General features: G+C 65.4%; 11 protein-coding genes. 6 read left to right on the top strand and 5 right to left on the bottom strand.

All coding sequences use genetic code 11. The features are described from left to right. Positions 1 to 72 precede the first annotated feature (72 nt). A complete protein-coding gene (locus UC32_RS10405; protein ID WP_045731145.1) occupies positions 73 to 1,080 on the top strand; it encodes an SRPBCC family protein in 1,008 nt (335 codons plus the stop codon). A gap of 125 nt (positions 1,081 to 1,205) precedes the next feature. On the opposite strand, the gene UC32_RS10410 is transcribed toward UC32_RS10405, so the two are convergent. The 3 genes from UC32_RS10410 to UC32_RS10420 form a co-directional block, all read right to left on the bottom strand. Further along, positions 1,206 to 3,242, bottom strand: a complete 2,037-nt coding sequence (locus UC32_RS10410; protein ID WP_045731146.1) for a rhamnogalacturonan lyase — start codon at positions 3,240 to 3,242, stop codon at positions 1,206 to 1,208. Positions 3,243 to 3,646: 404 nt separating this feature from the next. Further along, the gene (locus UC32_RS10415; RefSeq protein WP_045731147.1) at positions 3,647 to 4,963 is read right to left on the bottom strand and encodes an MFS transporter; all 1,317 of its coding nucleotides are present in this window, start codon (positions 4,961 to 4,963) and stop codon (positions 3,647 to 3,649) included. Positions 4,964 to 4,977: 14 nt separating this feature from the next. Beyond that, positions 4,978 to 6,408, bottom strand: a complete 1,431-nt coding sequence (locus tag UC32_RS10420; protein WP_045731148.1) for a M20 family metallopeptidase — start codon at positions 6,406 to 6,408, stop codon at positions 4,978 to 4,980. Between the two features lie 121 nt (positions 6,409 to 6,529). Here UC32_RS10420 and UC32_RS10425 point away from each other — a divergent pair, with 121 nt between their 5' ends. Next, positions 6,530 to 7,432 carry a LysR family transcriptional regulator gene (locus UC32_RS10425; RefSeq protein ID WP_045731149.1) on the top strand — a complete coding sequence of 301 codons (903 nt, stop codon included), beginning with the start codon at positions 6,530 to 6,532 and terminating at the stop codon, positions 7,430 to 7,432. A gap of 71 nt (positions 7,433 to 7,503) precedes the next feature. Here the strand turns inward: UC32_RS10425 and UC32_RS10430 are convergent, their stop codons facing one another. Next, entirely contained in the window at positions 7,504 to 7,995 is a 492-nt protein-coding gene (locus tag UC32_RS10430) for an Lrp/AsnC family transcriptional regulator (RefSeq protein ID WP_045731192.1), read from the bottom strand. Between the two features lie 91 nt (positions 7,996 to 8,086). On the opposite strand from UC32_RS10430, the gene hisC reads away from it, so the two are divergent. The 3 genes from hisC to UC32_RS10445 all read left to right on the top strand — a co-directional run bounded on the left by hisC (position 8,087) and on the right by UC32_RS10445 (position 10,573). Continuing rightward, complete coding sequence (hisC, locus tag UC32_RS10435; RefSeq protein ID WP_045731150.1) at positions 8,087 to 9,181, top strand: histidinol-phosphate transaminase; 1,095 nt, start codon at positions 8,087 to 8,089, stop codon at positions 9,179 to 9,181. Between the two features lie 53 nt (positions 9,182 to 9,234). Further along, on the top strand, positions 9,235 to 9,861 hold the full coding sequence (locus tag UC32_RS10440) for a YitT family protein (RefSeq protein WP_045731151.1): 627 nt from the start codon (positions 9,235 to 9,237) through the stop codon (positions 9,859 to 9,861). Between the two features lie 70 nt (positions 9,862 to 9,931). Further along, entirely contained in the window at positions 9,932 to 10,573 is a 642-nt protein-coding gene (locus UC32_RS10445; protein ID WP_043794822.1) for an NADPH-dependent F420 reductase, read from the top strand. 85 nt (positions 10,574 to 10,658) lie between these two features. On the opposite strand, the gene UC32_RS10450 is transcribed toward UC32_RS10445, so the two are convergent. Continuing rightward, positions 10,659 to 11,639 (bottom strand): SMP-30/gluconolactonase/LRE family protein, encoded by a 981-nt coding sequence (locus UC32_RS10450; protein WP_045731152.1) that lies wholly within the window; start codon positions 11,637 to 11,639, stop codon positions 10,659 to 10,661. A 154-nt stretch (positions 11,640 to 11,793) separates the two neighbouring features. Here UC32_RS10450 and UC32_RS10455 point away from each other — a divergent pair, with 154 nt between their 5' ends. Further along, the gene (locus UC32_RS10455; protein WP_045731153.1) at positions 11,794 to 12,132 is read left to right on the top strand and encodes a hypothetical protein; all 339 of its coding nucleotides are present in this window, start codon (positions 11,794 to 11,796) and stop codon (positions 12,130 to 12,132) included. Positions 12,133 to 12,143 lie beyond the last annotated feature (11 nt).

Consider the following 12,143-nt stretch of genomic DNA (forward strand, 5'->3'; position numbering starts at 1 on the left):
AGGTAACTTGGTAAGCATGCTGATGATTTCTACCGAGCCATCAGCTTCCGGTAGCAGAGCGAAGGAGACGTTATGAGCACGAAGGTGGAAAAGCGCATTCTGGTGAACGTTCCGGTGAGCACGGCCTACAACCAGTGGACCCAGTTCGAGGAATTCCCGCACTTCATGGGCGGCGTCAAGAGCGTCACCCAACTCAGTGACGACCGGCTGGAGTGGGTGGCTGAAATCGGAGGCATCCGCCGGCAGTGGGAGGCCAGGATCCTGGAGCAGGTACCGGACCGGAAGGTTTCCTGGGCCGCCACGGAAGGCGCAACCAATGCTGGAGCCGTCGAATTCGAGGATGTGGGCGGCGGCCAGACCTCCCTCCGACTGACGCTCGAGTACGAGCCCGAAGGGGTGGTGGAGAAGATCGGCGACAAGCTCCACGTCGTGGACCGCCAGGCCGAGTCCGACCTGCAGAAATTCAAGGAATTCATCGAGGACGAACGCTATGCGAGCGGAGCCTGGCGCGGCAGCGTGAACCCCGGCGCATCACAGGGTACTCCCGGTGTTGAGCACGCCGGCGCCTCCCGCGGTGACTCAGGCAAGGCAGGCGTCTCGGGCAAGGTGGCGGCCGGCGTCGGCGTAGCCGCAGTGGCCGGCGCTGCAGCGGCCATGGCTGCCAGCGGCAACAAGGACACCACCGTCGGCGCCGACGAAACGGTCACCCCAGTGGCTACCGGCGAGCCCGTCACCGTCACGCCGATCCCCACCGACACGACCATAAACGCCACGGGCAGCGGGGTAGGCGTTGCCGACAGCGGGACAGATGTCACGGGCACGACGGCGGCAGCCGGCTTGAGCGGCCCTGCCGCCGAGCGTCCGGTCTCGGAAGGTTCAGTTGCCGACGGTTCGGTTGCGGATTTGGGCGATGACAGGATTGGCCACCCGTTCGACCAGACCAACGGCCTGGTGGACACCACGGGCGAATCCGACGAAACGCGCGAAGGCGAAGAATTCAGCGCCGGCGAACGCCGCGAAGATGAGCGCCGCCCGGACGGGGGCCTGCCCCCGGTGAGCGGCAACCTCGGCCAGCACTGACGGACCGACGCGTCCGGCAGTTGGCCCGCCCAGGCGAGTGCCGTCGTCGTACGTTTTTAGTTCGAAGCAAAGCACCGCCCGCCTCTTCCCGAGGCGGGCGGTGCTTTACTGTCCAGCGGTGTTTGCTACTTCGCCTTGCCGGCGTAGAAGACGGACGGCGCAGCCGGCGTCTCCATACCCTCGCCAATGAAGAAGCTCGGGTGCGGCGGCTGGTTGTAGCCCACGGTCTCGCGTGCCACGCCGGTCCGGTACATCGGATCGTGCATCAGCGTGCGGAGCCGGACCTCGGTGGGCGAGGTGCTGGTGTAGATCCGCAGCTCGGTGCTGTCGGTGGACGGGAAGACCAGTTCCTCGCGCCAGTCGCCCAGCAGGTCGGCCTGGAGCGACGGGTTACCCTTGGTGTGGTTGTTGGTGCGGGCGCCGGTGGCCGTCAGCAGCCGGTCGCTGGTTTCGGTCTCCCAGTTCCACTTGGAGATGGTGGGTACGCCCATGCCCGCTTCGGTGTCGAACTCATGGTCCACGATTTCACGCAGCAGGTCGCCGTCCCACCAGGCCATGAAGTTCGCGGCCGGGATCTTGTCCGAGATCCGCTCGCCCTTGGCGGACATCAGGTAGCCGACGGACGAGTTCCAGGCGGCATCCCCGCCCACGGCCCAGCTTTCCGAGCCGGGGAAGCGCGGATCGATATCTCCGGTGGCGCCGCGTCCTGTGTCTTTGATGGCCGGAATGCTCCACAGGACCTCCCCGGTGGCGGCATCCCGGAAGGTGGCGCCGCGATTGCCGCTCTGGCTCATGCTCTCGTGCACCGCGAACGTTTCCAGGCCGGGCCGCGACGGGTCCAGGTCGCCGGTGTGAATGGCGTCGCCGTGGCCCAGCTTGGTGTTGTAGAGGGGCTTGCCGTCGTCGTCGATGGTCATGGAGCCGAAGACGAACTCATCCTTGCCATCCTGGTCCACATCCGCCACCGAAAGGTTGTGGTTGCCCTGGCCCTTGTATTCGGCACCGGCGATGTCCGAGTCGAAGGTCCAGCGCTTCACCAGCTTGCCGTCCACCAGGTCATAGGTGACCAGGACGGTGCGGGTGTAGTAGCCGCGGCTGAACATCATGGACGGCTTTTCGCCGTCGAGGTAGGCCACGCCGGCCAGGAACCGGTCCACGCGGTTCCCGTAGTTGTCTCCCCAGGCAGCGACGCTGCCCCGGGGCGGGTCGTAGGGAACGGTGTCCATGATGGTGCCCGTGGCCCCGTTGAAGACAGTGAGGAATTCGGGGCCGGACAGGACGTAGCCAGCGCTGTTGCGGTAGTCCGCCGCGGCGTCGCCGATGACGGTGCCGGCTGCGTCCGTGGTGCCGTCTGCTGTCTTGAACGACACCTCGGCTTTGCCGTCGCCGTCGAAGTCATAGGCCAGCATCTGGGTGTAGTGCGCGCCGGCACGGATGTTCCTGCCCAGGTCGATGCGCCAGAGCCTGGTGCCGTCCATCTTGTAGGCATCGACGTAGACGTTGCCCGTGAAGCCGGACTTGGAGTTGTCCTGGGCGTTGGACGGATTCCAAAGCTGGATGATCTCGTAGGCGCCGTCGCCGTCCAGGTCCGCCACCGTGGAGTCGTTGGCGCTGTAGGTGTAAGGCTTCCCGTCCTTGCTGACGCCGTCCGCCGGCTTGTCCAGTTTGATGGCCAGGTAGTTCTGCGCCAGCGGGGTGAACTCGGCGCTGAGCTTGACCTGGCCATTGCCGTTGCCTACTGTCTTGATGACGTACTTGGACTGCGCCGTCCCGTCGGGGTCAACGAAAGTAGTGGTGTCCCGGATGGGCTCCTTTGTGATCTGCTTGCCGTCACGCAGCACCTGGAAGCCCACGCTGTCCTTGTCCAGCCCGAGCATGCGCCAGCCCAGGGTGACGCCCTGGTCTGTCAGCACGGCCACGGGTGCCCGGTCCAGGTTTTCCACCTGGCGCTTGAGGGCCGTCTTTGCGGCCTGGCCCGGTGCTGTGGACTGGCCTTGTGCTGCAGACTGTCCCGATGCCGTGGCCTGGTCTGCCTGGGCCAGCGGAACTCCGGCAAAGGCCAGTGCTGCGGCGGTGAGGGACGCCGCAGCTGCTGCGAGGGGTGCTGCTTTCCGGGCCCTGCCGGCCCGGGATATGGGGGAACACTGCGAGTGGTAAACCAAAAGAACATCTCCTTTGATGCGGCGGCAGCTGAGTCTGCCGCTCAACAGTTTGGAACGTTTCAACCATGCGGAAGCGCACCGTTTCGTGAAGGTGGGCCGGGAGTTCGCGTTGGATGGTAAACGCTTTCTGCCCTTCTGGTTTATCAATGGATGACAAAGCTGGTCAAGGGTTTGACCGTTAATGATTGGGAGAAATTGTTCCGTTACGTTCCTTCTCCCCTGCGACGCGCGCTCACTTGCCGGGCTCAAAGGCCGAACGTTCTCTCATCTTTGGCTGCTTACGCCGAAACGCCCGCTCACCCCTGCTCCGAGTGGAAAGAGGTGAGCGGGCGTCTTCCCACAATCTGCCAGCGCTGCGCGGGTGACGCGGGAAGCTGCGCCGCGGTGAGCGGGCGCCGGATGGCTTACCGGATGCCGCGGAGCTTCACACCGGCAGCGAGGGCAACGAGGCTGATGATGGCCACCACGGCCAGGTAGTAGCCCGGTGCCACGGCCTGCCCGGTCTGCTGCACCAGGAAGGCGGCAATCATCGGCGTGAATCCGCCGAAGGCCACCACGGCCGTGTTGTAACTGAAGGACAACCCCGTTGCGCGTGTCCGGACGTCGAAGGAATCCGACATGACGGAGGGCAGCGCGCCGAAATAGGCGGCCTTGAGCAGGCCGAGGATGGTCATCACCAGTGCCAGCACCAGGAAGGACTTCGCATTGATGACCCACATGAAGAGGGGTACGACGGCGAGCAGCAGGACCACCACGGTGGGCACCATGATGTTGAGCCTGCCGTATTTGTCCGAGAGGTGCCCCACCACTGGTGTTCCGAAGGTCAGGATGACACCGGTAATGATCAGCGAGGTGAACGAGATACCTGGCTCGAGCCCCAGTTCCTTGATGGCGAAGGTGGGCATGTATTGCAGGATGAAGTTCAGCGCTGTGGATACCGCCAGGGCTCCGCCGGCCAGCAGCATCCCTGTCTTTTGCGTGGCGAACACGTCCCGGATGGGGGAATGCTTTTCCTCCGCGGCGCCCCCCTGAACAGGCACTTCCTTCATCTCCCGGCGGATCAGGAATCCTGCCGGTCCCACCAGCAATCCGAAGAGGAACGGAATCCGCCAGCCCCATTCGGTCATCTGCGCATCGGTCAGGACGGTGGTCAGGACGGCGACAAAGATTGCTGCGAGCAGGCTTCCCAGCCCCTGGCTGGCGAACTGGAAGCTGCCAAGGAAGCCTTTGCGTTTGCCGTTCTGGGCGATGAGGTAGGCGGTGGCGGCGCCGAATTCCCCGCCGGCGGAGAAGCCCTGGATAAGCCGCGCCAGGACGATGCCGATGGGGGCCAGGATCCCGATGGTGCCGTAGTTCGGCATGAACGCCAGCAATGCGGTGCCCAGGACCATCAGCCGGATGGTGACAGTCAGGCCCTTCTTCAGCCCATGGCGGTCGGCAAACGACCCCAGCACCAGTCCGCCCAGGGGACGGATGAGGTAGGAGACGCCGAACACGGCAAACGCCTGGATGAGTTCGACGCCGGGATCGCTGCTGGGGAAGAAGTTCCGGCCGATGTAGATGGCCAGCAGCGCGTAGATGGCAATGTCGAACCATTCGAGGGCGTTGCCGATGGTGGCGGCAACAATCCCCCGGGTGGCTGCCTTGGAATCGGGCGCTGCGCCAGGCGCCTCAACGGCGGCGCGGGCCGTGCTCTGGTTCTTTTGCTGGGGAATGGTCATGGGAACTCCAGGGTTCAGGATACGGAGCTGACGGTCAGGGCGGGCCGGTCCACGCTGGTAGACGCGGGGCTGTGTGAATTGGCGAAGTCGAAGAACAGGCCGCTGGCGATCTGCAGGCCTTCCCGGGCCACTTCCACCAGGAGGTGTTCGTCTGGGGCATGCTGCTGGCACCCCGGGTGGGAGTGCGGGATCCAGAGGGTGGGGAGGTCCAGGACATCAGCGAAGACGTAGCTGGGCAGGGAGCCGCCGATGTTGGGCAGGACAGTGGCCTCACGGCCGGTGCTTGCAGCCAGCGAGTTCGCGGCCCAGGCTACCCAGGGATTGTCCGGATCGATGCGGCTGGCGGCGAATGAGGTGCCCATTTTGAGCTCCACCATGCCGAAGCCCGCGGCGTCCAGGTGTTTGCGGATGGCCGCATCAAGGTTGGCCACGTCCGTCCCGGGCACGAACCGCAACTGCAACGCGGCCCGGGCGGTCCCCGGAATGGCATTGACGGGTTTGTCCGGATTGCCTGCTCCCAAGGCCAGCACCTCAAGGGTGTTCCACGCGTAGAGGCGCTCAGCCGGGCTCAGCGTCTGGTCTCCCCAGGCAGGATCCGCCTGGGGGTCGCCGGGATTCGCCACCAGGTCCAGCACGTCCAGCGCGGCAGTGACGGAGTCCGGGATGCCCGCCGGGAGCAGGCCGGGCAGCTGGATAGTGCCGTGGCCGTCCACCAGGGAAGCGACTGCGGCCGCCACCGTGGTGGCCGGGTTCCGCAGGAGCCCGCCCCAGTTTCCTGAGTGGTACGAGCCAGCGCGGAGGTCTGCAATCAGTTCGAAGCTGACGCCGCCGCGTGCGCCCAGGAAGACCGTGGGGCTCCCGGCGGCGAGGCGGGGACCATCGGAGCCGATGAAGACGTCGGCCCGGAGCAGGTCCTGGTGATCCGCGGCAAAGTCGGCCAGGTCCGGGGAGCCGATCTCCTCTGCTCCTTCCAGCAGGAACACCAGGTTGAAGCCCAGGCGGCCCTGCTGTTCGAGCAGGAGCCGGAGCGAAACCATGTTGATCCAGTGCTGGCCCTTGTTGTCGGCGGCGCCGCGGCCGTACCAGCGGTCGCCCTCGTCGCTGAGCGTCCAGGGGTTACGGCCGGCGCTCCACTCTCCGGCCTGGCCGTCGGTGACGTCAGCGTGGCCGTAGCAAAGAACGGTGGGGAGCTCAGGATCCTCGTGCCGGGTGGCCACCAGGAAGGAGTTGGTGCCGCCCCGCCAGGAGTCGAACCGGTCTACGGTGCAGCCAATTGCCAGGAAAGCAGGGCCGATAACGTCATCAAGGTATGACTTCAGTGCAATGCGTCCCTGCGGACTGAAACTCTCCGTGGGGTAGGAGACCAGCCGGGCCAAATCCTCCCGGAAGCGGCCGGAGTCCACAAACTCCGCTGCTGCGGCCAACAATTGCTTGCGTTCCTGCATTACGTACTTCCTCTGTTCTTATGGCGTGAGTCCAAAGTTAGGTGTCCCAGGCGCAAACAACCAGTATCGTTTTGTCGATGAGCGTTGACTTTCATGCAAACCTGCAGAACAGGCTGCGACCATGAACATGCTGACTCCGGCGCTGCTGTACTTTGACGCCGTGGCGCAGGAGGGCACGCTCACCGAGGCCGCCACAAAGCTTCACGTGTCCGCATCCGCCATCAGCCGCCAGATCAACAAGCTCGAAACTTCGCTCGGCATGCCGCTGTTCCACCGGCATGCCCGGGGCGTGGAACTGACGGAGGCAGGCAGGCTCCTGCTGGCTTACGTGCGGCGGGCTGAGGCGGAGGGTGCCGCCGTCCGGGAGGAGCTGCTGGTCTCCATGCAGCGGAAGACGAGGACCCTGCGGGTGGCCTGCGCGGAAGGCTTCGCCAGGGTGTGGGTCCCCTCGGCGATCGCCGGGCTCAGCCGCCAGCATGACGACGTCGAATTCCACCTCGACGTCGTTTCCTCATCCGAAGGGACCCGCCGCGTGGCGGAGGGCGAGGCCGACGTCGCCGTGGTGTTCTCCCTGGGCCCGCAGTCAAAGGTGACCGTGGAGCATTCCACCCCAACACCCGTGGCCTTCGCGCTGGTCTCTCCGGACCACCCGCTCGCCGAGCAGCAGACCACCACCCTTAAGGACCTGTGCCGCTACAAGCTGGCGGTCACGGCTCCCGGGTCAAGCCAGCGGGAGCTGTTCGACCTCGCCATGCAGATCGAAGGCCTCACCCCGTCCATCACGCTGCAGTCGGACCACATCAACCCGGTGATCCAGTTCGCCCGGTCCGGCGTCGGCGTGTCCCTGGTGGGCGGCCTGTCCCTTGACCGGCGGGACCGCGAGGAACTGGTGACGGTTCATCTGGACCATCCGGTGTTGCGGCAGCGGCACGGGCAGATCCAGACCATGACCGGCCGCGCCCAGCCCGCCATCCTCACGGCGTTCGTGGATGAGCTCATTGACGCCCTGGAGCTACTCGCCTGATCCTCTGCCAGTGAGCGCGCTTCCGCGAAAAAGGCACCACCAGTGAGCGCGCGTTGATGGTTTCGGCAAGCTCAGCCACCGGCTTTGCGGGCGGCCACCGCTTCGAGGAGGGGCAGCGTCCGGGTAGGCATGACCTCTACCAGGGACATTGCCGTGCTGGTGCGTACGACGCCGGCAATCGCCAGCATCGCGTTGGTCACCCGGTGCAAGTCGGCTGGGTCCTTTGCGGCGACTTTCGCGAGCAGGTCCGCGTCGCCGGTGGTGGCGTGCATCTCGATGATTTCCGGAACGGTCCGCAGCGCCGCCGTGGCTTCGTCGCTGGCGGACTGACTGATGGAGATCGAGATGAACGCGATCAGCGGCAGCCCCAGGGCCTCGGTGCGGACCCGCTGGCTGAACGGTGCCAGGCTGCCGTCGTTCACCAGCCGCCGCAACCTGGCGTGGACGGTATTGCGGGCCACCCCCAGCGACCGGGACAGCGAAAGGACTGTGGCTTGTGGGTCCTGGTCGAGTGTGAGGAGGATCTCTGCGTCAAGGGCGTCGATGCGGTGCATAGTGAGCATTTTGCCACCGAAAACCACCAGGACATCATGATCTGTCCTGTTGGAACCGGCTGTGTTGCGCAGAAGCCCGATTCTGCCCCACGATGCTGGCATGACCAGCACCCTTCCCGAAGCGGCCGCTCCCGCGCTTCGCGCCGCCGTCGCCCAGCTTCCCGCGTACGTTGCCGGCAAGAGCGCCGAGTCCCAACTGACCGCCGCCCTGGCCTCCAACGAGAGCCATTTCGCTCCGCTGCCCTCCGTCGTCGACGTGGTGGCCGCCGAGGTCTCCCGGATGCACCGGTACCCGAACATGGGCGTGGTGGACGCGCGGGAGGCGATTGCCCGGCACGTGGGCGTCACTGCGGATGAAATCGCCGCGGGGCCGGGCAGTTCCGGCGTGCTGCAGCAGATCATCACAGCCGTCTGCGACGCCGGTGATGAAGTGGTGTTCGCGTGGCGTTCCTTCGAGGCCTACCCCATCCTGGTCACGGTGGCCGGCGCCCGGCCGGTGCCCGTTCCCCTGCTGGACACCGAGCACCACGACCTCCCGGCCATGGCCTCCGCCATCACGGACCGCACCCGGCTGGTGCTCCTCTGCTCGCCCAACAACCCCACCGGAGTGTCCATCGGGGCCGACGCGTTGGAGGAGTTCCTGCGGGCAGTACCGCCGCACGTTGTGGTGGTGCTGGACGAGGCGTATGTGGAGTACCAGCGCGGCTCCGGCCTGGACTCGCTGTCGTTCTACCGCCGGTACCCCAACCTCTGCATCCTGCGCACCTTCTCCAAGGCTTACGGCCTGGCGGGGCTGCGGATCGGCTATGCCATTGCCCGCCCGTCAGTGGCGGACGGCCTGCGCCGGACTGCCATTCCGTTTGGCGTGAACCGGATGGCCCAGGCCGCAGCCATCGCTTCGCTGGCAGCCGCGGACGAGCTTGCCCACCGCACCAACACCGTGGTGGAGGAACGCACCCGCGTGATTGAAAGCCTGCGGGAATCCGGTTGGGACGTCCCGGACAGCCAGGCCAATTTCTATTGGATCCGCGCCTCCGACGAACTGCGCGGGCAGCTCCTGGACGCCCTGTCCGCGGCAGACATCCTGGCCCGCGGCTATGCCGGTGACGGTGTGCGGATCAGCCTCGCGGACCAGGCAACGAACGATCGCGTGCTGGCTGTCCTCGCCCACCGGGAACGGTTCGCCGCCCAGTGAGTACCTCAACCCTTCCCACCCCGGCCCCGGCAGACGCAACGCCCGCGCAGGGCATGACGACGACGGTACCCGCCGCCCCGCCGTCGGCCGTCCGCCATTCGGTGATTGAGGATGTCCTGGGCATTCTGACCGGGACGTTCGCCGCGTCGCTGGGCCTTTTCCTGCTCAAGTCCAGTGAGGCCGTGACCGGCGGCACCGCGGGGCTGGCCCTGCTGCTCAGTTACACCGTCCCGTTGCCGTTCGGGGTCATCTTCACGGCCGTGAACCTGCCGTTCTTCGCCCTCGCCATCTGGAAGAAAGGCTGGAACTTCGCCCTGCGCACCGGGGCGGCCATCGCGCTGGTCTCGGTGATGGCCAGCCTGCACCCGTGGGCCTTCGGGTCCCTGGAGCTGGACCCCGCCTACGGCGTTGCGGCCGGAAACCTGCTGGCCGGCGTGGGACTCCTGATCCTGTTCCGGCACCAGTCCAGCCTGGGCGGCTTCAACATCCTGGCGCTGCTGCTCCAGGACAAGCTGAAATGGCGTGCCGGGTATGTGCAAATGGTGCTGGACGTGGCCATCGTGCTGGCGGCACTTGCCGTGGTGTCCCCGCTGATGGTGCTTCTTTCCGCAGCCGGCGCCACACTGCTGAACCTCATCCTGGCGCTGAACCACCGGCCCGGACGCTACCTGGGAAAGTAGCTGCCAACCGGCCGATTTATTCCCGAAAGTTGCCTGAAATAACTTCATGGAAGCCGCTGTTGCCGCACGTATGACAACAATCGGAATCATCGGTGCAGGACATATTGGAAGCCAGGTTGCCCGGAAGGCGGTGGAGCTGGGCTACGACGTAGTCATCAGCAACTCTCGCGGACCGGAGACCCTTGCGGACCTCGTGGCAGAGCTTGGTCCGAAGGCACGGGCGGCAACCGCAGCTGAGGCGGCCGCGGCGGGCGACTTCGCCGTGGTCACGGTGCCGCTGAAGAACTACAAGGACGTCCCGGCGGAGCCGCTGGCAGGCAAGATCGTCATCGACACCAACAACTATTACTGGGAGCGCGACGGCCGCGTCCCGGCCCTGGACAACGGCGAAGCCACCACCTCCGGCCTGCTGCAGGAACACCTGCCCCAGTCAAAGGTGGCCAAGGGCTTCAACCACATCATGGCCAAGGACATCACCACGGACGGCACCCCGGCAGGCACGGACAACCGCCGCGCCCTGGCCACCGCCAGCGACTACCCGGAGGCCGCCGAGCTGGTGGCCAACCTGTACGACGAGTTCGGCTTCGATACCGTCAATGTGGGCCTGCTGGAGGAAAGCTGGCGTGTTGAGCGCGACCGGCCCGCCTACGTTAAGCGGCAGAACGCCGCCGAGCTGAAGGACAACCTGGCGAAGGCACCCCGCACCGTCTGACCTGGCTTAGACCAGCCCCAACTGACTGGCAGCAGCCGCCGCGAAACCCGGTTTTGGCGACGGTTTGCTGCCAGCCAGGGTTTTGTCAGTCCTCGTCCTGGCCGTGGCTGCTGCCGTCGTCGTGGCTTCGGGCGGGGACCAGCACCACTTCATACTGCGTGGGTGGGGGCATCTTGTTGAACTTGGCGTTCACCGCGGCAAGGGTATCGCCGAATTTGGCCACAGTGGTGGGGACGTCAAAGTTCTTGCTGGTGATCTCTTCCTTGAGCGTGCCGGCTGAAAGATCGCCGGAGAGCTTGATGCGGGCGATCTTGTCCTGCTGGTTCTGGACGGCCCACAGGGTGCGGCCCTTCACCAGGATGCCGTCAACGTAGGGCAGCGCGGGGGTGTCGATCTTCGCGGTATCGCCGGTCTCGGGATCCACGGCATAAACGGCCTCGTTGAACGTATGTGCAACGATCAGGACTTTCCCGCCCTTGGCCGATGCTATGCCGTTGAGGCCGAACTGGTTTGCCGGATCGGACAGGGCGAGAGACGGATCATTGAGGGTCCTCGTCTCCACCTTCCCCAACTTGCCCGAGCGGCTGACCGGGACGAAGTACAGTTCCGGACGCTTGGAGTTGGTGAACCACGCGCCGTCCTTGGTGACGGTGACGTCGTTGATGAAGCCAGGCGCCAGCTCGACGGCGCCCGCGTCCTTGCCGGTCCTCGCGTTATAGACGAAGGCCTTGCCGGTACCGCCGCCAGCCACGAAGATCAGGTTGGTGCGCTCGTCATACTTTAGCCCCACAGCCATCCGGGGGTTTGAATCGAAGGTGGAGACGTCAATGAAGCGCTCTGCCTTCCCGCCACGGATGTCGCCTTTGAAAATGTCGCCGGTCATCAGCTCGCCGGCATAGAAAGTAGTCCCGCGGCCCTCGGCGATGCCCTCGGCGGAATTGGCGCCGTCGAGCACTATGACGTCGCGGGAAGGCGGCGATGCCGAGGCGGGGACGGCGGATGGCGCTAGCAGCGCGAAGAGGGCGATGAGTCCTGCGGCGGTGCGGCGATGAACTGTTCGGCGCATGCTGGATCCTTAATTGGCGGGTGATGCGCGGGGCCAATCTGCGGCAGCTCCGCACGATGGTCTAGTAATTTTAAGCGCCTGCATCATGACCGCCAAGGCATCGAAGCCCCCATTCTGCTTACAATCGAACCCTCAATCGACTACTGAGGGATCCATGAAGAAACTCGCCACAGTCCTGTTCGCCGCAGGCCTCCTTGCCTCCGCCACGGCCTGCTCCGCTTCCCACCAGCTTTCCACCACCGAAACCTGCGAGCGTATTCAGTCCGTTGTGTCGAACCCCGCCAACGGTGCCGGCAAGACGGGCATGAACCGCCTGGCCAACCAGATCCGCCCCATCCACGCGGTTGCCTCGGATGACCTCAAGCCCGCGCTGCAGTCCATCCTGGAGTACACGGATGAGCAGGCGAAGGAAACCCCGGACGAGGCCAAACTGGCCGAACTCCAGTCCGGTTACGAGCAGGCCAGCGGCACCTACAGCCGCTTCTGCAGCTAGCCAGCCCAACG

It is taken from the genome of Pseudarthrobacter chlorophenolicus, from assembly GCF_000962805.1.
In the GTDB taxonomy this organism is placed as follows: domain Bacteria; phylum Actinomycetota; class Actinomycetes; order Actinomycetales; family Micrococcaceae; genus Arthrobacter; species Arthrobacter chlorophenolicus_A.